General features: G+C 41.6%; 20 protein-coding genes and 2 pseudogenes. 10 read left to right on the top strand and 12 right to left on the bottom strand.

Going from position 1 to position 20,779, the window contains the following annotated elements; translation table 11 throughout:
- Positions 1–533 precede the first annotated feature (533 nt).
- Positions 534–1,259 carry a M15 family metallopeptidase gene (locus tag V7L29_RS33685; RefSeq protein WP_334738216.1) on the top strand — a complete coding sequence of 242 codons (726 nt, stop codon included), beginning with the start codon at positions 534–536 and terminating at the stop codon, positions 1,257–1,259.
- Here V7L29_RS33685 and V7L29_RS33680 read toward each other — a convergent pair.
- Positions 1,247–1,720, bottom strand: coding sequence for a TspO/MBR family protein (locus V7L29_RS33680; RefSeq protein ID WP_334738215.1), 474 nt, complete (start codon positions 1,718–1,720; stop codon positions 1,247–1,249). The two genes, V7L29_RS33685 and V7L29_RS33680, sit on opposite strands and share 13 nt — an antisense overlap.
- Before the next feature lie 90 nt (positions 1,721–1,810).
- Positions 1,811–2,284 (bottom strand): TspO/MBR family protein, encoded by a 474-nt coding sequence (locus tag V7L29_RS33675; RefSeq protein WP_334692415.1) that lies wholly within the window; start codon positions 2,282–2,284, stop codon positions 1,811–1,813.
- Between the two features lie 472 nt (positions 2,285–2,756).
- Between V7L29_RS33675 and V7L29_RS33670 the strand changes: the two genes are divergently transcribed.
- Positions 2,757–3,326 (top strand): DUF3611 family protein, encoded by a 570-nt coding sequence (locus V7L29_RS33670; RefSeq protein WP_334692416.1) that lies wholly within the window; start codon positions 2,757–2,759, stop codon positions 3,324–3,326.
- Between the two features lie 593 nt (positions 3,327–3,919).
- Here V7L29_RS33670 and V7L29_RS33665 read toward each other — a convergent pair.
- The 3 genes from V7L29_RS33665 to era form a co-directional block, all read right to left on the bottom strand.
- On the bottom strand, positions 3,920–4,360 hold the full coding sequence (locus V7L29_RS33665) for a hypothetical protein (protein WP_334692417.1): 441 nt from the start codon (positions 4,358–4,360) through the stop codon (positions 3,920–3,922).
- Positions 4,361–5,073: 713 nt separating this feature from the next.
- On the bottom strand, positions 5,074–5,751 hold the full coding sequence (locus V7L29_RS33660) for a response regulator transcription factor (RefSeq protein WP_334738214.1): 678 nt from the start codon (positions 5,749–5,751) through the stop codon (positions 5,074–5,076).
- 231 nt (positions 5,752–5,982) lie between these two features.
- The gene (gene era / locus V7L29_RS33655; RefSeq protein WP_334738213.1) at positions 5,983–6,957 is read right to left on the bottom strand and encodes a GTPase Era; all 975 of its coding nucleotides are present in this window, start codon (positions 6,955–6,957) and stop codon (positions 5,983–5,985) included.
- A gap of 282 nt (positions 6,958–7,239) precedes the next feature.
- On the opposite strand from era, the gene V7L29_RS33650 reads away from it, so the two are divergent.
- Positions 7,240–8,322: an ATP-dependent 6-phosphofructokinase gene (locus V7L29_RS33650; protein ID WP_334688413.1), complete on the top strand. Its 1,083-nt coding sequence runs from the start codon at positions 7,240–7,242 to the stop codon at positions 8,320–8,322.
- Positions 8,323–8,389: 67 nt separating this feature from the next.
- Here V7L29_RS33650 and V7L29_RS33645 read toward each other — a convergent pair whose 3' ends face one another.
- From V7L29_RS33645 to V7L29_RS33635, 3 genes are all read right to left on the bottom strand, one after another.
- Entirely contained in the window at positions 8,390–9,517 is a 1,128-nt protein-coding gene (locus V7L29_RS33645) for a succinylglutamate desuccinylase/aspartoacylase family protein (protein ID WP_334738212.1), read from the bottom strand.
- 782 nt (positions 9,518–10,299) lie between these two features.
- Positions 10,300–12,030, bottom strand: coding sequence for a hypothetical protein (locus V7L29_RS33640; protein WP_334738211.1), 1,731 nt, complete (start codon positions 12,028–12,030; stop codon positions 10,300–10,302).
- 548 nt (positions 12,031–12,578) lie between these two features.
- Positions 12,579–12,821 (bottom strand): hypothetical protein, encoded by a 243-nt coding sequence (locus V7L29_RS33635; RefSeq protein ID WP_334738210.1) that lies wholly within the window; start codon positions 12,819–12,821, stop codon positions 12,579–12,581.
- A gap of 656 nt (positions 12,822–13,477) precedes the next feature.
- Between V7L29_RS33635 and V7L29_RS33630 the strand changes: the two genes are divergently transcribed.
- The 3 genes from V7L29_RS33630 to V7L29_RS33620 are packed head-to-tail and all read left to right on the top strand — an operon-like array spanning position 13,478 to position 14,104.
- Positions 13,478–13,750, top strand: coding sequence for a hypothetical protein (locus V7L29_RS33630; RefSeq protein WP_334738209.1), 273 nt, complete (start codon positions 13,478–13,480; stop codon positions 13,748–13,750).
- On the top strand, positions 13,747–13,956 hold the full coding sequence (locus tag V7L29_RS33625) for a type II toxin-antitoxin system VapC family toxin (RefSeq protein WP_334738208.1): 210 nt from the start codon (positions 13,747–13,749) through the stop codon (positions 13,954–13,956). Before V7L29_RS33630 ends, V7L29_RS33625 begins: the two co-directional genes overlap by 4 nt.
- Entirely contained in the window at positions 13,934–14,104 is a 171-nt protein-coding gene (locus V7L29_RS33620) for a hypothetical protein (RefSeq protein WP_334738229.1), read from the top strand. The genes V7L29_RS33625 and V7L29_RS33620 overlap by 23 nt, the downstream gene beginning before the upstream one ends.
- 82 nt (positions 14,105–14,186) lie before the next feature.
- Here V7L29_RS33620 and V7L29_RS33615 read toward each other — a convergent pair whose 3' ends face one another.
- The 4 genes from V7L29_RS33615 to V7L29_RS33600 all read right to left on the bottom strand — a co-directional run bounded on the left by V7L29_RS33615 (position 14,187) and on the right by V7L29_RS33600 (position 16,914).
- Positions 14,187–14,825 carry a histidine phosphatase family protein gene (locus tag V7L29_RS33615; RefSeq protein WP_334738207.1) on the bottom strand — a complete coding sequence of 213 codons (639 nt, stop codon included), beginning with the start codon at positions 14,823–14,825 and terminating at the stop codon, positions 14,187–14,189.
- A gap of 344 nt (positions 14,826–15,169) precedes the next feature.
- Positions 15,170–15,610 (bottom strand): hypothetical protein, encoded by a 441-nt coding sequence (locus tag V7L29_RS33610; RefSeq protein WP_334738206.1) that lies wholly within the window; start codon positions 15,608–15,610, stop codon positions 15,170–15,172.
- A gap of 325 nt (positions 15,611–15,935) precedes the next feature.
- Positions 15,936–16,118 (bottom strand): CsbD family protein, encoded by a 183-nt coding sequence (locus V7L29_RS33605; protein WP_334688328.1) that lies wholly within the window; start codon positions 16,116–16,118, stop codon positions 15,936–15,938.
- A 328-nt stretch (positions 16,119–16,446) separates the two neighbouring features.
- Complete coding sequence (locus V7L29_RS33600; RefSeq protein WP_334688329.1) at positions 16,447–16,914, bottom strand: hypothetical protein; 468 nt, start codon at positions 16,912–16,914, stop codon at positions 16,447–16,449.
- A gap of 258 nt (positions 16,915–17,172) precedes the next feature.
- On the opposite strand from V7L29_RS33600, the gene uvrB reads away from it, so the two are divergent.
- From uvrB to V7L29_RS33580, 4 genes and pseudogenes are all read left to right on the top strand, one after another.
- Positions 17,173–19,170, top strand: a complete 1,998-nt coding sequence (gene uvrB / locus V7L29_RS33595) for an excinuclease ABC subunit UvrB (RefSeq protein ID WP_334738205.1) — start codon at positions 17,173–17,175, stop codon at positions 19,168–19,170.
- 87 nt (positions 19,171–19,257) lie between these two features.
- Positions 19,258–19,455 (top strand): annotated as a pseudogene (locus V7L29_RS33590) (hypothetical protein); the annotation flags it as partial.
- 273 nt (positions 19,456–19,728) lie between these two features.
- On the top strand, positions 19,729–20,325 hold the full coding sequence (locus V7L29_RS33585; protein ID WP_334738204.1) for a Uma2 family endonuclease: 597 nt from the start codon (positions 19,729–19,731) through the stop codon (positions 20,323–20,325).
- A gap of 103 nt (positions 20,326–20,428) precedes the next feature.
- Positions 20,429–20,778: pseudogene (locus tag V7L29_RS33580) on the top strand (AAA domain-containing protein); the annotation flags it as partial.
- Between the last annotated feature and the right edge of the window lies 1 nt (position 20,779).

Here is a 20,779-nt window from a genome sequence, read left to right as displayed (position 1 = left end):
CTATTATATTCGTAGCGAATTAAAGAAAGGCAATAGCTTGCAATGCCAATGCGTCGGCTGCAATGTTAATGCGTCCCCTTACAATGCCAATGCGTTGGCTGCAATGTTAATGCGTCCCCTTACAATGCCAATGCGTTCCTCTGCAATGCCAATGCGTCGGCTGCAATATTAATGCGTTCCTCTGTATTAAAAACGCTACGCTTTTACGCAAAACTGTACTTGGGCAATCAAAGCTTGAAACCTCTATCTCTCCTAACCTGCCTTAAAAAATTGGGGAACTTGAAAGCCCCTTTTTAAGGCAATACGCTTGGGTTAAGGCTAAAACTCTTTCTTCAAGTCAATTTTTTTAACGAACCGCCATCGCGCAGCGTCTCGCAGAGAAGGACGCAAAGGACGCAAAGGACGCAAAGAGAAGGAAGAAATTCTTAACCCAAGCGTATTGCTTTTTAAGGGGGTTGGGGGGATCTCTTCTACGTTAATCTTAAGAATGCTATGCTTGCGTTAAAATTCGTAAGTCCTGCGTGGCTAACTAGATGAGGCCTTATCGTCAAATCCCGATCTTTGAATGTGGTGAACCGCTAGTGGAGATTCCTTTAGAATTGTTTGCCGTGGAATCTCCCCATCCTTATGAAAAGTTAGGTGCGCCCTATGGCAAACACTCCCCCTATTATCTCCGTCAAAGCGTTATTGAAAATTTGCTCCAAGCGCAAAATTACCTTGATGTTTTGCATCCTAACTGGCGTATCCAAATCTTTGATGCCTATCGCCCGATCGCAGTCCAGCAGTTTATGGTAGATTACAGCTTCGTCCAAGCATTACAGGACAAGGGACTGACTGAGGTGGAGTTATCACCAAACCAGCGCCAAGAGATTTGGGAAGCAGTTTATGAAATTTGGGCTGTACCAAGCTTGGATGAAAAAACTCCCCCTCCTCACAGTACAGGTGCAGCGGTAGATGTGACGCTGGTAGATGATGCAGGGCAAATAGTGAATATGGGTTCGCCAATTGATGAAATGTCAGAGCGATCGCATCCCGATTATTATGCCAATAGTGACCACCCACAAGCGCAAAAGTATCATGCTCACCGTCAGCTATTGCGAGATGTAATGTTAAAAGCCGGCTTTCTACGCAATCCCAGAGAGTGGTGGCATTTTTCTATTGGCGATCAAATGTGGGCTTGGCTAAATAATCAATCCAATCCAGCCAATCCTGTCACCGCACGTTATGGGCGTCTAGCACAGATGCGTTATGCATCTTGAGGATTCAGTTCCCTTAACTCGTCGGTGGTGTAAGTACCAATAGGAGTCCAAACTAGATAGGGAAGGAGTAACAGCGTCGCTAGTCCAGAAATTGGCAAAACGCAGATTGCCAGGACAACGCCTGAAATCAAACCGATTAGCCCAAGAATTTCCCCAACTTTGAGACTGCGAAACCTCAGCATAATAGGTATGTAGGCGACGGTGATAATTTCCACCAAGAGGTACAAAGCCATTAGTAGCCAAGTAATTAGGCTTCCGGGATTTTTTTCCCAGACAATAGTAGCTGAAGCTACACCACTGATAAAAATCACAGTCCAGATGAGCGGAATCAGCGGCTCAAAAACTAGCCAGCGAGGACGACTTAACCGTGCAAACCATTTAACATCGCGCGGCGTGATCAAGAAACTACCAAGGGCGATGAACAAAGTTACAGCCCCGATTATTATCCAAGATGGAATCATAATGCACTCAAGTTTTGTGTATTTTGTCAAGTCATACACTGCAAGTTTGACAATTTAGGGCGTAGTTTGAATCATTCGCTGGTGCGAATCTTAAACATCTTGAGGATTGAGACTAGCCATCTGCCAAGTGGTATAAGTCCCAATGGGACTCCAGAGTAAATAAGGAACTAGTAGCAATGCTGCCCAACCAGAAAAACCTAAGACTGCAAGTATCAACAAAACACAAATGAGAAAACCTGTGCCGCCAAGAATTGTACCCACTTTCAGACTGCGAAGCCTAAACATTACAGGCGTATAGGCAATGGTCACAATTTCTAAAAGCAAGTATAAACCCATGATTAACCGGGTTGAGGTGCTTCCTGGGTCTTTTTCCCAAATAATATAAGCTGACCAAGCACCGCAAATAAAGATTACAGTCCAGATAATTGGAATCGCACCCTCAAAAGTTAGCCATCTCGGTCGTTGTAAGCGCTTGAACCATTGGCGATCGCTTGGTGTAATCAAGTTAGCTGCTAAGGCAACCAAGAAAGCCACACCCCCAATCACCATCCAAGATTTAATCATGACCGTTAGTCCTTTACAAGCGCTATCTATCGCTTAATATCACTCTTTATAGTGTGATTTTGTCAATTTAATTGCTAATTACTCATCATCCCTCAGTTTGAAACCTTTACATCGTTTGGCAGGATTTTAAATTTTGGGTATTGGGAATTGGGCATGGGGCATTGGGCATTGCTTATTTGAACCTATCCCACTAATAAGATTTGTGCTACAAAGCTTAAGCTGATTGAGAACTAAAAACGAAAAATCAAGGTTTTCAAGCACATTTTACGAAAAGAAGTAGAGATTTTTAGAATAGTGGGATAGGTTTTTATTATTTATTTCTCCCTTGTCCCCTTGTTCCCTTGTCTCCCCACTCCCCATTTATTCCCCATGATGTTGAGATGATTATGTCTAGGGGTGGGCGTATAGGGCGAACCGTAGAAATATTCTTGGCATAAGAGGGATAAGGCAATTAGGTTCAAGGGGAGTTTATATGCAAACTGAATCAGAAGCGCGTTCGCTAGCACCAGAAACACGAGGAATTGGTAATACTATTCGCCTTACAGGCTGGATTGCTTTCTGGATACAATTGGCAATTGGAGTGGTTTGTGTCTTAGCCTTGTTGTTTGCCTTGACTGGTCGTGGCTTTGTTCAGCAACAGAATACTGGTCTTGGGATTGGCATGTTTTGGGCTGTATGCGGAATTATAGTGTTGTTATTCAGTCTCTATTGGGATTTTCGTTACACTCGCATAGGCAAAGCTCTAGAAAATCTCAATCCAGCTTTGCATCCTAGTAAGGCAGATACAACTAAAATGCTCCGACTGGGGATAATTGCGGGTTTAGTGGGAATATTATTAACTCTCTTAGGTGCTGGATCAACCGTGTTAGTGTTAGTGGCAAAATCTATATCCCAACCTCCAGGAGTGGCAATCACCAACCCCTATAACCTTATTCGAGCAATGGATGTTTTTCTGGCTGTGGCAAACTTCACTGGGATTGCTACTCACTTTGTGGGTACTGTCGCTTCATTATGGTTGTTGGAACGAGTGCATCAACACTAGTGCAAGAAGGTAGGAGGCAGAAGCCAAAAGCCAGAAGGGAAGAAAGCTTATACTGAGTAGTAAGTTTTGAGTCCTGAGTAAATTCTAATGAGTCTTTGATACTCGTGAATGAGTCTTTGAACTCCGTTAACGAGTCTTAGATACTCGTGAATGAGTCTTTGAACTCCATTAACGAGTCTTTAATACTCGTGAATGAGTCTTTGAACTCCATTAACGAGTCTTTGATACTCGTGAATGAGTCTTTGAACTCCATTAATGAGTCTTTGATACTCGTAAATGAGTCTTTGAACTCCATTAATGAGTCTTTGATACTCGTGAATGAGTCTTTGAACTCCATTAATGAGTCTTTGATACTCGTGAATGAGTCTTTGAACTCCATTAATGAGTCTTTGATACTCGTGAACAATGATTAAAATCTCAAGAAGACAGGCCAGACGACAGCATTCAAACTTTTACAGGCGGTTTCCAAGGACAGAAGAGATTTCTTAATAAAACGAGGTTATACGATCGCTATCGCAATGGACGCGATCGCAGTGCGATTTCTGAACCCTACGGGATCTTGCTACAGCATGACATTTTGCACAATTCAGCTTTTATGAGCCGACAGTGACGGTGTAAGACAACACAAAGGGCTTGAAACTAGCTCCAGATTTTGGAGTACCGCTTAACTCCAATTCATAAGCTCCTACTTTGGGAAATACAATGTCGGCTCCGGGAATACTTCTATATTGCTTGGTTGATACACTATGTAAACTGGGCTTCAGTAATGGGGTATCAGTTTCGCTGTGAGGTTGAGGGTAGACAGCCAACTGACAGTTACATTGTGTCAGGGGGATTAGTCGCCCGCCTTTACGGGTGAGGACAATCCAAGCATGAGCGGTTTTGCCAGCTTGAGGATTGTCATTGGGTTCAATATGCAGCATCCCGCCTACGTCTTTTGACACCTTTTCGGTGTGGGCATTAACTGGTGTAGCAATCAGAACCGAAATTAGTAATAGCCATCCCAAATTCTTCTCTAAGGTAAAGTGGAACATAGAGTTTCTAAAGAGTAAGCGAAGTAGACCAGGTTGACTGGGGAAAGGCAATTAAAGGAAAATTCCAAGATTTTTGATGCTATTTTTCCACCAGTATTTAGGAACGATAATTTTAAAAGAATAGTTGTGTCAAAAGACAACCTGTCAAACTTTGCCCAAAAATTCTTTACCAACTACTAAGGCTTAATCCCAACTAAAAACTCGTTGACTCCTGAACTTCTACCTAAATATCTAACTTAAAGGCTCATTGGCTTATTACTTATGATAGTTACTAAAAGTCACCTGGATGAGTGAAAGTAGTGACAGTGATCAATAAGAGTAAATATACTTAGTAATTGAGGTTCAAAGCATGGACTCAACAGGTAAGGTTCAAATTGTGAACTCGTCCTGGTACGTTCCAGTGCGGTTAAAAGAGTATGCAATGAGCCGAGTGACTGTCTACTTTTATAGCGATGAGTGGGTTCCAATTAAATATTGTTATTTGGAAAAGGCAATTTTGCTTCACCAGAAGGCAAAGCTAGAAGGCAAGGAAATTTTTTTATTTCCTGCTAATCTAGACCCTAATGAGTTCTCAAACTCTTTTAACTAAAATGCATTGAGGTAGACTATTTTTCAAAAATCTTGGCAACAAATGAATCGGCTAGAGAGGCGTGCATATATATGTACGCCTCTACTTGTAAATGGGATGATTCCTAGATTACCTAAATCGCGGCTTAAACCAACCCAGAACGCAGTGCTACAACTGCTGCTTGCACGCGATCGTCCACTGCTAATTTATTCATTATCCCTCGGACGTGAGTTTTAATAGTGTTGGGACTGAGATAGAGTTTTTCAGCAATCTCTGGGTTACTCAACCCGTCTACCATAAGTTTCAACACTTCTAACTCGCGCCCAGATAAGTTGGCGTTATTGCTGGTAGGTGAGGGCGGTTTGAGATTATCAATTACTCGCCGCGCAATTTGGGGATCGAGATAAGCTGCACCATCAACTGCGGCTGCGATCGCACTTAACAATCGTTCCACACTTGCACCTTTGATGCAATATGCATCTGCACCGCTAGACAATGCAGCAATAATTTCTGTCTCCGTTTGATGAGATGTCAGCATCACCACATGAATTGCTGGCAATGCCGCCTTAATTTGCTGTGTCGCTGCAATGCCATCCAATCGCGGCAATCCAATATCCATAACCACCAAATCAGGTTTCAGTTGCAGTGCGGCTTGGACTCCCAAATAACCATCTTCTGCTTGTCCAACTATTTCCAACTGAGGATGAGCCATTAACGATTGCTCTAATCCCAATTGCATCATCGGATCATCTTCGACAATTAACACGCGCAACGGCGGAGCATTGACTGGTAAATTTAAGGGATAGCGAGTATCTAAAGACATTTTTCTTAATTAAGAGTCATTTGTCCTCTCTTACAAAGTTATGATCGGAGGAAACCTCCGCTCAACACCAGTTCCTTTAAGTGGGGGAACCCCACCAACGGACTGGCTCGACTTTGCGCTTTGTCCTCTCTTACAAAGTTCTGATCGGAGGAAACCTCCGCTCAGACTTTGCGCTTTGTTCTTTGTTTTTTGGTTGCCAATGACTAATGACCAATGACAAATGACCAATTATTATTCTTCCACGCGATAGCCTAACTCTGCTAAACTCACCCGCGACTGTCGCCATTTTGGCTGGACTTTCACAAACAATTCTAGGTAAACTTTACCAGCGATTAACTTTTGGATTTGTTCGCGAGCTTCACTACCAATTGCTTTGAGCATTGCTCCGCCTTTGCCTATGAGTATGCCTTTTTGGGAATCGCGCTCGACGTTGATGGTAGCAAGTACACGAGTAATACTGGGAGTTTCTTCTACTAGGTCAATGGCGATCGCTACTGAATGGGGTACTTCTTCACGAGTCAATAATAAAATTTGTTCTCGGATTAATTCACTCATAATAAAGCGCTCTGGCTGGTCAGTTACCAAGTCTGGGGGATAATATAATGGCCCAATTTCTAAATGTTCAATTAATAATTGTTGAAGTTGCGGTAATCCTGCACTAGTCTTGGCAGAAAATTTCACGATTTCCCATTCATGGGACTTGCCTATCTGGGCGTAACTATCATCTATAAACTGAGAATCGACCGATTGTTGGTCGATTTTGTTCGCACCAATAATCACCGGTGTTTTGCTGCGACTGAGCAAATCGGCAATATAGTGATCGCCTGCACCACATGCCACCGCTCCATCTACCACAAACAGCACTACATCTACCGATTCAATCGCAATTTTAGCATTTTGCACCAAGACTTCGCCCAATTGATGATGGGGCTTGTGAATTCCTGGCGTATCTACAAATATTAACTGCGCCTCTGGTGTAGTTAATATACCGCGCAAACGGTTACGTGTTGTTTGCGCTACTGGTGATGTAATGGCTATTTTTTGTCCTACCAATTGATTCATTAAAGTAGATTTACCGACATTTGGACGACCAATAATACCGATAAAACCAGATTTGAATTCAGGAGGAGCCTGGGGGATTGTTACTTCTCCTGAAAAGGAGAAGTTGTAATTATCAATACTAGGCACCTTTAGCTCCACCCTCATATTTTACAGCTGGGATAACTTGATTTTTTCTGAGACACAAAACAAACATAAAATCACCCTGGCATTTTTAGGGATTGTTTTTGCCGAGGTTTAATCTACTACTGGCTCTACACTTATATTTTACAGCTAAGATAACTTTGTTTTGTTTTTAGACACAAAACAAACATAAAATTACTCTGGCATTTACAGGGAGGACTTTTGCTTAGGTTTAATCTGCTGCTAACTTTGGTTTAAGTTTCATCGACTACTCAATATATTTGGATCAAAATGTCAATAAAAGATATGGGAGAACGCAAACGCATAGGAATTCTTACCAGTGGAGGTGATTGTTCTGGCTTAAATGCTGTAATTAGGGCTGTAGTAAATTGTGCTGTGAATACCTACAGCTGGGAGGTTTTGGGAATTCGTCAAGCGACTCTAGGATTAATGGCGCGTCCGCCACAATTCACAAAGCTGGAAATTGATCAAGTTGACTCGCTGTTAACTGCGGGTGGCACAATGTTGGGCACAACCAATAAAGGCGACCCTTTTGCTTTTCCAATGGCGGATGGAAGTTTATGCGATCGCTCCGAAGAAATTATTGCAGGTTATCATCAACTAGGTTTAGACGCTTTGATTGGGATTGGTGGCGATGGTAGCTTGGCAATTCTGCGTCGCCTCGCCCAACAAGGCGGGATTAATTTAGTTGGTATTCCTAAAACAATTGATAACGATATTGGCGTTACTGAACATGCCATTGGTTTTGATACAGCAGTCAATATTGCCACAGAAGCACTAGATCGGTTACATTTTACTGCTGCAAGTCATAGTCGAGTCATGATTTTGGAAGTAATGGGGCGTGATGCCGGACACATAGCAATAGCTGCGGGAATTGCGGGGGGAGCAAATGTAATTTTAATTCCCGAAATCCCTTACACAGTTGACCACATTTGCCACAAAATCAAAGAACGCCAAGATAAAGGCAAAAACTATTGTTTGATTATTGTTTCGGAAGCGGTTCGTACCCAAGATGGGGAAAATGTGACGATTACAAATCGCTTAGGTCAATCTCGATACGGTGGAATTGGTGAATATTTAGCAGATAAAATTATCCAGTGCATTGGTGTAGAAACGCGAGTCACAGTTTTAGGCCACATTCAACGGGGTGGAACTGCTTCACCATTAGATAGATTAGTTGCAACTGTTTTTGGCGTTGCGGCGGTTAATCTAATTGCCGAGGGTAAATACGATCGCATGGTGACTTGGCAAAATCGCCAAGTATTAAGTGTACCAATTACAGAAGCGATCGCTCAATATAGCGCTGTCGATCCCAATGGTACTTTAGTTAAAACCGCCCGTGGTATGGGTATTTATTTGGGAGACTAAATTTAGTTAAGAGTAAGGAGTTAAAAAACTCAGAACTCCTGTACAGACGCGATTAATCGCGTCTCTTTTAACTAATAACTCCCAATACAAATTCCCCTTCATTCACAGCCTGATTAGTTGCAACATCATAAACTAATCCATCTTGTTGAGCGCAGACATCAATTACACTGGGTAACTTACCTTCTTTATTAAAACTGAGAATTTGATACAGTTTTTCTCCAACTTTTACTGAACTACCTAATTTTATTCTGGATTGAATCATGCCACCTGCGAGCGCATAATATTTTTTCCTGTTGCTATTGGATGCAAAACTCATTTCATGGGTTTTTTTGCCATCTGATAAATCAGGAATTTGCAGTACACCTTTTTGCACTAAATAGTTTTTCACACCTCGTACACCTTTAGCAACTGAATCAGGGTTCATTTGCATTCCTGTTCCTAATTCCAGTGTCCAAGCTTCCACATCAAACTTGATTTCTCTACCCAACTCTTTAAAACAAGCTTCCAATGCTAACCAAGGTTTGATAAAAGCTTCATCAAAAGCATCACCATCGTATTTATCAAGTAAGATTCCAAAATCAAACCCGAAGTATTTTGCACTGTCTTCTCTATTTCGGAAGTAATAAATATAGTCTAATGCTTGATTGCTAGAACTATGTAAATCAATTAAGTAGTCTGCATCTAAACTGAGATTTTGTAGTTTGTAGGCAAAAAGCTCAGTGTAGGGCACAGCACTAGGAGAATTAATTTTCTCTAAAATTTTCAGGAATTGTTGCTTAATTATAGTTAGATAATTTTGTCGAACAACCTCTACATTAATATGAATTTGAGATTTCGTAAAAGCTACTAAATTATCAGCTTCTTTCTCGTAATCCCAAAATATCCGATTCCAATCTTTGGCTTCGTAAACGCAATATCGTCCAGGGGAAAAATGATGAGCGCGTTCATTTGTCCCCATTGGATTACAAACGGGAACTAGCCAAATTTCTCCAGTTAAATCTGTGTCATTTATTGTTAATAAAAACTCAATTAGCTGGTGAATAACGGCATTACCAGCAATTTCTGCACCGTGCAGATTAGATTGAATGTAAACCTTTTTACCAGGCTGTGCGCCGATGAATTTGTATAGTTGTAAGTAGAGGCGATCGCCCGAAGCCATTTGACGTAATACAATACTTTCAATAACTGGCAGCATAAGAGAATTCAGTGGTAATTTGAGTAAATTATGGCTGTATCTGTACCGAATTAAAAGCCACGTAAACCCAAATCATACCAAGTATCTTTGTACGGTGTGTTATGCCGTTCGCTTTTAGCGTTCCCGCACCCCTGCTCTTAAGCAAGCTACGCATAGCATTTTCGTCAGGAGAAGGGTAGGCTAACGCACCAAATTATCTATGCTGACAGTGTTTGATAGCAATGGTGGGTTACGACGAAGGTGTAACCCACCCTATATTTACAAATATCCCCACCGTACTAAACAAATATTGGGAATTAGCTATGCTCAATTTCTTTTGTTAGTCAAACAAGAGAAATTGAGACATAAAGAGCGACAAGCGAAGCAAAAAGTCAGAAAGTTCGGATCAACTTAACTGGAGGGAAACGTAAACTCAATTAAACACTCATGGGTTAAAACACGAGATATAGCGCTTCTGGGTTGAGTCCAATACAGACCTAACCCCCAGCCCCTTCCCTACAAGAGAAGGGGGGTAAGACTCAAAGCCTCTCTCCTTTTAGGAGAGAGGTCTAAGTGTATTGCATACAAACGAGAACCGCTATAAAGGAATTAACGGGACTTAAACATTTTTTCGAGAGAAACAAGCCTCAAACCCTTGCAGGGTAAGGGAAATACACCAAATGCTCAAAAATAGCCCAAACCCAGATATATCAATCAACTAAGCCTAACGATGTCAAAGTCTTTCTGTATATAAATTTGAGGCGATTTTTTGGGTATTTTTTGTCTAAGTCCCATTAACAAACTCACGCCCCATTTGCCAAAGTGCTGTAGTAGAAAGAGCTATCTGCAAAGATAAATTTCTCAAAGCCAGTCGTAGAGAAACTAATGGTATTTCCATTGTTGTTGAAACTGATATTGGCACTTTCAAGGGTATTGCCAGAAATAACACCAGATACAATCACTTGGGAGCGATTGAAAGCGCCCAAATCCAGGGTGTCAAAACCTTTACCACCATCAACACTCGCTGCCCCAAATCCTTTGAAGTAGTCATTCCCAGTGCCCAGATCAATCTTGATCCCGCCACCGATAGAGACTTTTTGTTGAACTCCATCTAGGATACTGGTGGCGATAACAGAGTCATTCCCATCGCCAGTCTTGATGATTCCTTGTCCATAAATGCCATAGGCAGTACCACCAATTGCTGCTGTAGCCTGTCCGGTAAGTTTGTCAGAACCATTGCCCGTATCAATGACTCCATCGTTGAAAATGCCATAGCTGGTGGCATTTTTTCCTGAACTGTTCCCATAACCGATAATCGTGTCGTTGCCATACCCTGTAGTAATGGTGGCGTCTTTAGTGTTTTGGATGCCGATTCCATTACCGCCATTGCCGATGCCGCCAGTACTGGTGCCACTGTTGCCGCCGTTCCCTGTGCCGGTGATCGTGTCGTTTGCGTCCCCTGTATTCAAACTGCCACTATTGGTGATGCCTGTCCCAGTACCACCGTTGGCACCATTGCCGTCTTGGTCTATGTTGTCCTTTTTGCCACCGTTGCCGCCAGTACCTGTGCCAGTGATCGTGTCTTCTCCGTCTCCGGTATCCAGTTTCTTACTGTTAGTAATACCAGTTCCAGTACCGCCATCACCGCCTTTGAAAAACCCCTCGCCGCCGTTGCCGCCAGTACCTGTGCCAGTGATCGTGTCTTTTCCTGAGCCTGTATTAATACTGCCACTGTTAGCGATACCAATTCCAGTAGCGCCATTTCTGCCGCCGTTGCCGGCGGCGCCGCTACCGCCAGTACCTGTGCCAGTGATCGTGTCTTCTCCGTCTCCGGTATCTAGTTGCTTACTGTTAGTGATACCAGTTCCAGTACCGCTACCGCCGCCGTCTCTGCCGCCGTCGCCGCCCTTCCCTGTACCAGTGATCGTGTCTTTTCCTGAGCCTGTATTAATACTGCCATTATTGGTGATGCCTGTCCCAGTACCACCATTGCCGCCCACGTAACCCCCACCACCTGTGCCGCCAGTAGCGGTGCCGGCGATCGCATCGTTTCCATCTCCTGCATTAATAGTGCCACTGTTAGCGATGCCGATTCCAGTACCACCATCGCCGCCCTGGGAACCCCCACCACCGCCGCCGCCAGTAGCGGTGCCGGTGATCGTGTCGTTTCCCGAACCTGCATTAATACCGCCACTGTTAGCGATGCCAGTCCCAGTACCACCATTGCCGCTGTCGTTGAGGCCGCCACTGCCACTGCCGCCGTTGCCTGTGCCAGCGATCGCGTCGTTTCCCAAACCTGCATCAATAGCGCCACTGTTAGCGATGCCTGTCCCAGAAGCACCGTCGCTGCTCTGTTCAGGGCCGTTATTGCCAGTAGCGATGCCAGTGATCGTGTCTATTCCTGAAAGTGTACGAATGTAACCTCCAGTTAAAATATCAATACCAATTGCGGGTGATGCATTTAACTGTTCTCCGATTAAAGTATCCGCACCCCCAGTGCCGATGAAATTAGGTGGAACGCTTAGTCTAGGCATGAGCAAAATCCTCTCAATTAAGTTAGTACGATCGCAAAAGCTGATTCAAATGACCAGTTTCTCAAGCAAATTTCCCGCAATCCTTTCTCCAAGAACTATTCAATCATTGAATGGCTCTTGGAGAAGTTAGTTAAACTAATGTCGTTCTTAGAACTTACGCATTGACGTAAAGCTTGCCGCAGGAAGCTTCCCCCGGCAGACTTTACAAAATTTTGATTGTGTGGTCATCACCATAATAGGCATAAATCACCTCAATAAAGTCGGGGTTTTGAACTAGCGAGGATATAAGCCTTGCTTTTACTTCTTATTTAGGGGTAAGTGAAATCAATTTATGCACACTGCGGAAGATGAACGTGGATTGTAGATATCAAGCATTTTGCCGCAGCAGTACAATTGATCCGCAAATACAGACAATGTTTCCACGCGATCGCCCGAAGCCATTTGACGTAATACAATGCTTTCAATAACTGGCAGCATGAAATAACTTGGTGATAATTTGAGTAAATTATCGCTCTAGAGTGGCTGTTGATTACTACCTCAGTCAACTTTTATCGGCTGAATACTGTACTACCAATGACTTCAAACTGTTTAACAGTAAAGATTTGTGATCTCTCGGCGAGTAGTTCATCTGGTGTAGGTAGTGGTTGATCGGGTTGGAGTAGTTTGAATGCAGGCGGAAATTGCGGTGGTGAAGAAGATGTTAGTGGCATTTTGGGTGAAGATGGTTGGACATCTTGCAGCGGGAGTTGCAGAAGCGAAAGAGAATTGTTTTGGGGTAATTGTACGCTCACTACTATCTGCGCCCTGCTGGGTGTAGTTGTCAAGCTGTTTAACAACATAAGCAAGCAGATGCAGCAAAAGTCTGAGTAACTTTAGCTACCAGAACATTGAATTGGGTTTTGTCTGAAAGTGTGAGGAGTGCGCTGGAGAGGTGGGGGAGGCAATTTGGACAGCACGAAAGAATAATTCGTAATTTGTAATTGGGAGAAAGGATTTTCTTTCTGTTGGCCTGTTTTGCGAAGATACAATTTCCAGGTCGCTAGGTGCAAGATTTTTTGCCAACATCGAATCATTCATAAGTTTTATTTAAGCATTGCTAGCGATCGCACGCAGCGCACTACCCTAAAGAGCGATCGCATAAGCTTTTGTCAAAAAGTTGTAATATTAAGGCTTAATGTCGTAACCTTAAGCCTTAATCTTGTAATGCTGGTGATTAATGTTGTAACGTTAAGGCTTAATCTCGTAACCTTAAGCCTTAATGTCGTAACCTTAAGGCTTAATCTTGTAATGTTGGTGACGACAAGATATTCACTTATAACTGCGATGTCTACGATGGTCACTGAGTTTACGGTGAGCGCAGTCGAACTGCAACGCCGAAGTGCGAGCTACACCTACGCGCCTTTTACAGCAGCAGTATTCTATCCTAGAAACAAAAAGGAGCAGAAGTATGCAAGCCTATAAGCTAAACGCCACAATTGATGAATCAGGTCATTTAATTATTGACGAACCTCTAAATGTTGCTCCTGGTAAAGTGGAAGTCATTATTTTGCAGCCAGTTCCATCCTTAAAAACTTCTACTGAGTCACAGCCAGAAAAGCCGAAGAGAAAGTCTAAAGTTAAAGCATTTGAAGGTTTATTTGAAAATGCCCCACCCACACCACCAGACTTTGACCCAGACCAAGCCCGATGGGAAGCTTTAAAGGAGAAACATAATCTTTGAAAATCTTGTTAGACACCAACATCATTGTAGATGATGCCTTTGAACGTGAACCTTTCCTAGAGGCAAGCGAACAAGTGTTGGTGCTAGTTGAGCAAGGACAGGTAGAAGGTTATATTTCCGCCTCAACTTTTGCAGTTGGTCAACTTCTGCCGTGTCGCTACTGTAGACAGTACCACAATCAACATGGCACTAAACCTCAACTTTAGAGATTTTGAAGACGCTATTCAATACAGCACTGCGGTATTCAATCACTTAGATGCTATTATTACTCGCAACCCTGGAGATTTTCTAGTTGCTACTCCTATAATTATGACGCCTGAACATTTGATTCAGGAACTAACAAATACTCAATAAATAATAATCAGGGAGAGCAAGGGAAAAATAATAACTCCTAACTCCTGTACAGACGCGACGAGTAGCGTCTCTCCTAACTCCCTCACGTTCCTGGTAAATTTCGCAACCGCTCATTCAAATGAGTACGGTCTGCCAAAGCTTTTAACAGCGGCCCATGCGAAGTAAATTCTACAATACTAACCGAAGCAACAGGGCATCCCAAACGAAAACGGAAGCGTCCCACATCAATCCCCAGTAAACTACACAGAATAATTCTGATGGTTGCCTTGTGTGAAACAACTAAAACATTGCCACTAGTATAATTTTGCTTGATTTCTTCAATTACCTGTATGGCGCGAGAAGCAATTGTAACTGCCATTTCTCCACCATTTGGCGCATACCAAGCTGGATCGGCTGACCAACGAATATAATCATCGTGATATTCACGGCTAATTACTTCTGGCGTTTTTCCTTCCCACAAGCCATAGTTAATTTCCTTCAAACCATCCCTAAGTTGTGGTTCCATCCTTATTGCTTCACATAAGGGTTTTGCTGTCAATACAGTTCGCCGCATTGGACTAGAAAATATTGCTGTCCAATCCATAAAACTATATGCGTCTGCAAAAGCCTTTGCCATCTCCAAGCCTTCTGGGGTAAGTTCTGAGTCTATGGAACCACAAAAGGAATTATTGCGACTGCATTTTGTCTGTCCGTGACGGAAGAAATAAATAGTTAGGCTCACGGTATATTCTCATGGATTGTGAATTTAAGAGCGCTAACAATCAGATGTAGCTGAAGATAGTTAATGCCCGTGCTATAATACTACAATTTCATGATATTTTAAATAATCTTCAGATTGAGCAAAGTTGCCGCAGCTACGCCCTTGGTAGACATTCAAAGAGTAGACATTGGTGGAGCGATCGCTTATTTGGGTCATTTACAGCAATTTTCAGTTAAATAGACCACGCGGTAGGGGCACGCATTACTTTTTTACGTCAAATTTTTTTAATGTCTAGCATCTTAAAACCATAATTTTAAATGCCAATTCATCAGACTATTTTCAAGCTTTTATTGCAAATTACGCAATTAGGTATACTTAACTTGATTAGTCTGAGTGTCATATTCAGTAGTCAAAATCAATTTTTTATCAAACGCATAAATCAAAACTTTTAAGTCTTGATTAGGGAAGTTTTTATGAAAACCTTGAACTAGGGATTTTGCTAATGGTCGTACTTCGTTAGGACGAACTTTAGGGGAAATGACAACACCTAATTTGTTGTTATCACGGACGTAAGCGTCCTGAACTAATCCTTTAGATGTTTGCACAACCCAGTTACCAAAGGTTTGTCCTCCTGGGCTATTGCCTCGCTCTAACTCTGCATAAGTTACATCTTGGCCAATTGCTGGCGAGGTAGTTGTACGGTCAACTTGTGACACAGTACTACCACTACAGGCGGTAGTTATCATCAACACTACGATTAAAACAAAAGTCGCCAATATTTTGCGACTTTGTTGAACAATAATCATTTTTTAACTTTTAAAAAACAGTTTTAACAACATATATAAAAAGTTGTATGTTTAAACTAATTTAATTGTTTGTACTTATAAAGTTGGAGTTTCTAAAAGTTATTCTTCTAAATTAATAAAACTATTATCTAATTTAATGTAGAGACGCAATTTCTTACGTCTCTACAATAGTTGTGCTAATTAAACTATCCCTTTATATTTCCACAGCTTGCTAATAGTAGAATAAAGGTGTATAGCATTGAATATTGAACACTTCATGCTTTTTTGCAAAAATAGAATCTACTCACTTAGATCCCTAGATTTCCTGCAAAATAAGTATGAGTTATTAGTCCACCTTTTTCTTCACATTATCTTTTACGTCTTCAATCCCGTGACGTACTTCGCTTTCAGCTTGCTTTGCTTTACCTTCAGCTTGATCTTCTGGATCTCCAGTAATATTTCCTAATGCTTCTTGGGCTTTCCCTTCAACATTCTTAGCAGTGGCTTTTGCGCGATCTTCTATGCTCATTTTGGTACTCCTTATTTTATGATAAGTTTATTTCAAAGCTGTAAACTAACTTTGAAATCCTTTGTTATTACCTTTATATACTAGCTTAAAGTTTTTGCTCAAGTCTTCCACCACAAGGCATATTAAAAAATTAAAAATCGATAAAAGTAATTAGTGTAAGCATCCTGGCTATTGTTTGAATGTCAATTAAAGCAAAAACGGTTGAATTACCTATGCTAAAAGACATAGAACAAGTGCAAATATGGTAATATCTACTTTTAACTCTTTAACTAAAAAAACCCAGTTTTTGTATAGAACTGGGTTATAAAGTTATGGGGATATTTTTTGTCTAATCTAGAAAACCCATCAGGTTTTCAGAATTGTCAATCTCATTTGATGCTATCGGACGGTTACCGAATGTGGAATAGCTTTCAGCAATTACCAATGAACTTGAGCCAACTGGACGAATTCCAGAAAGATTAATATTTTCAACAACTTGGAATGTATTAGCACCAATTGGACGAATACCCATTTCATTATAGGTTTCAACTACTTCTAAGTGACTGGTGCTAACGGGACGCACCCCAGCAATTGAGAGATTTTCAGCAACTTCTAAGTCACTAGGGCCTATGGGACGAACTCCAGAAATGGCGAGTGTCCCAGAAGCGTCCGACACTGGCTGTTCAATAACTTGCTCGAGTTTATCTCCATTCAAGCTCTGGTCTTGTTGATTTTTAACTTCTTCTGTAGTTTCCCCTGGAGATTTGGCATATTTTTGCCGAGAACTGATTGCTTTGCCAGTGTTGCTAATAGTCATAAACGAACACCTCTAGTTTGTTAATTGAATTTTACAATAATTAAGGAAAGATGAAATTTTTTCCCATATATCTTAGAGTTTAACCTTAAAAAACCTCATATAGATATAAATATTTTTCAACCTGATACATAAGTAAACTGAAAGTATTAATTTTTGTAAAAAAATAATACTATTTATTTTAGTCTGAGAACCCCGCTACAATGGATACAGGGTGAAATCGTCACCATGAGTGAGATAGGGTATTTTCAACAAAACTGTATGACAGAATTTTGTCTTCAAGCTCCCTTTAGTCCCACAGGCGATCAACCACAAGCGATCGCCCAACTGACCGCTAGTATCCAATCTGGTAATCGTTACCAAACTTTACTAGGAGCCACTGGAACTGGCAAGACATTTTCGGTAGCGGCAGTTATTGAGAAAATTGGCAAGCCTACTTTAGTTCTGGCGCATAACAAAACCCTTGCTGCACAGCTTTGTAACGAGTTGCGAGATTTCTTCCCCAACAATGCAGTTGAGTATTTCGTTAGTTATTACGATTACTATCAGCCAGAAGCGTATATTCCTGTTACCGATACTTATATTGAAAAAACGGCGGCGATTAATGATGAAATTGATATGTTGCGGCATTCAGCGACGCGATCGCTTTTTGAACGCCGTGATGTCATTGTCGTTGCTTCCATCAGTTGCATTTACGGTTTGGGAATGCCAGCAGAATATCTGAAAGCTGCCATCCCCCTTCAGATAGGTATGGAAGTAAATCAACGCCAAATTTTACGCGATTTGGCAAATGTTCAATATAGCCGTAATGACATAGAAATGGGTCGGGGAAAATTTCGCGTCCGGGGTGATGTTTTAGAAATTGGCCCAGCTTATGAAGACCGAATTATTCGTGTCGAATTTTTTGGTGATGAAATTGACGCGATTCGCTACATCGATCCGGTAACAGGGGAAATTCTCAAAAGTTTAGAAGCGGTGAATGTTTACCCTGCACGTCACTTTGTCACCCCAGAAGAACGGTTAGAAGTAGCTTGTGATGATATTGCAGCCGAGTTAAGACAGCAAAAAGCAGACTTAGAACAAGCTGGCAAATTATTGGAAGCGCAACGCATAGATCAACGTACACGTTATGACCTAGAAATGCTGCGCGAAGTAGGTTATTGCAACGGTGTCGAGAATTATTCCCGTCACTTAGCAGGAAGACAAGCTGGAGAACCACCAGAGTGTTTAATCGATTATTTTCCCAAAGATTGGTTACTAGTTATAGATGAATCTCACGTTACCGTACCCCAAATTCGCGGCATGTATAACGGCGACCAAGCTAGAAAAAAAGTTTTAATTGAACATGGATTTCGGCTTCCTAGTGCTGCTGATAACCGTCCTTTAAAAGCAGAAGAATTCTGGCAAAAGGTGAATCAGTGTATTTTTGTTTCAGCAACCCCAGGAAATTGGGAATTAGAAGTTTCTGAAGACCATGTAGTTGAACAAGTGATTCGACCAACTGGGGTAATTGATCCAGAAATTTCTGTACGTCCCACAGAAGGACAAATTGATGATTTGTTAGGAGAAATTAAAGATAGAGTTGACCTCCATGAGCGAGTTTTAATTACCACATTAACTAAGCGCATGGCGGAAGATTTAACAGAGTATTTGCAAGACCACAGTATTCGAGTGCGGTATTTACATTCGGAGATTAATTCAATTGAGCGAATTGAGATTTTGCAGAACTTGCGCGAAGGTACATTTGATGTATTGGTTGGAGTGAACTTGCTGCGGGAAGGTTTAGATTTACCCGAAGTTTCCTTAGTAGCAATTATGGATGCAGATAAAGAAGGTTTCTTGCGAGCCGAACGTTCCTTAATTCAAACTATTGGTAGAGCCGCACGTCACATCCAGGGACAAGCGATTATGTATGCTGATAATTTAACAGACAGCATGATTAAAGCCATTGATGAGACAGACAGGCGGCGTGGGATTCAAACAGCATATAATCGACTACATGGAATTACACCACAACCGATTGTGAAAAAATCGAGTAATGCGATTTTGTCATTTTTAGATGTATCTCGACGATTGAATGCAACTGACTTGAAAGTTGTAGATGAACATCTAGATGAACTGCCATTAGAACAGATTCCCCAATTGATTACTCTATTAGAAACGCAGATGAAAGAAGCTGCGAAGAAACTGGAATTTGAAGAGGCAGCAAAATTGCGCGATCGCATTAAGCATCTGCGGGATAAAATGCTGGGACGTTAACATCAATTTTATGCTCACGAATCAGTAATTACCCCCACAGAAAGGTTATTATGTCAACGTTTGGGTGAGAAAGCGCTCAACTTGTAAGGAGATGTGGGATTTGCGAAGAAACCAGAACGGGTAAATGTTGCATTTTTTCGCGCTCAAGAACTCCTAATAATTGTGGGTTGTCATAATTTATTTACCCATCAATCAGGTAAAGTCGGAAGGATGTATTCCGAAGTTTCAAATATTGTCAGTCTTCATGGAGGATTTGTTGATGTTTCTCGACTCATCTGGGTCTAAAAAGGGCTTTTGTTGTGAATTAAAGGCTTAGATGAGAAATAGCAAATATAAAAGGTTAAGAAAAAGTAATTGTTAAGCTCCTATCAAACTCCTATTTTATTTCTGAATAAACTCAGTACAACTCGAAAAAGCTGATTCCCTATTCCTTACTCCCTGCCTACGCAAATAAGTTCAAAAATTAAAACGGATTACTATAGAAAGAAGTTAGAATTAACAAACTGACCTCCAAAGCTGATTATTTCTCATTTAGAAACAGACTGGAGACTTCTTTTTATGACCCCAGCAGCGATCGCTACACCCACCAAGGAATCACCCCTTTTGTTTGAGGGACTGACTTGGAGAGAATTCAAAGCAGTTGAGCAGTTATTAGACCGTCCAGGATATCGGCTGTCTTTCCTAGATGGTGTTTTGGAGATCCGAAGAATGCCTGGAGAACCCCACGAAACTGTTAAGAAGAGAATTGCCGCATTATTAGAACTTTACCTGCTCATGGCAGGGTTTGACTTTACTCCAACTGGCTCAATGACTTTAGAAAGTGAATCAGGTGCTGTCAAGCGAGAGGCGGATGAATCTTATAAACTTGCCCCTGGTCAAGTGCGTCCCGATTTGGCTATCGAGGTGGTTTTTACTAGTGGCGGTATCAATAAACTGGAGGCATACAAGCGGCTCTTAATTCCAGAAGTGTGGTTCTGGGAAGATGGAGTATTAGAAGTTTATCACCTGCAAAAACAAGGCAACGCGCTTCATTATGAAAGGGTTTCCAGTAGTGAGGAGGTCAAAGGAATCGATCTAGATTTGTTGTTACACTGCATTAATATGATAAATCATGTTGATGCCATCAAAACTTTTCAGCAGGCACTTCAGAAATAGCCGACGATTTCTGCTAAACCTATTAATAATAATCTCAATAATTTGGTATATAAAATTGAGACAACATACTAGAAAAATCAGTCATCACTAAAGTTGACATTATCCCTATTTGGGAAAGTTTTTATTCGACGCTTCCCAAGCAAGACCTATACAAAAAACCGTCGAATTGCGATCAGAAGATTTGTTATTATCCTCTGCTAATCCAAGCCAGAAAGCAGCAGTAGAAAAGGTACTTGCGGCTGAAGATTTAGTTCTAATTCAAGGGCCACCAGGCACTAGTAAAACTACCGTAATTGCCGAAATTTGCTATCAAGTTGCTCTACGGGTGGACGTACTATAATAACTTCTCAAGCCAATTTAGCAGTAGATAATGTCCTGAGTCGATTAGTTCATAACCCTGTAATCCGGGCTGTACGAAAGGGAAACGCCGGAAGAGTTGGGGTACAAGGAAGGT

This window comes from Nostoc sp. (genome assembly GCF_036916575.1).
Classification (GTDB): domain Bacteria; phylum Cyanobacteriota; class Cyanobacteriia; order Cyanobacteriales; family Nostocaceae; genus Nostoc.
This window is presented reverse-complemented; position numbering and strand designations above follow the sequence as displayed.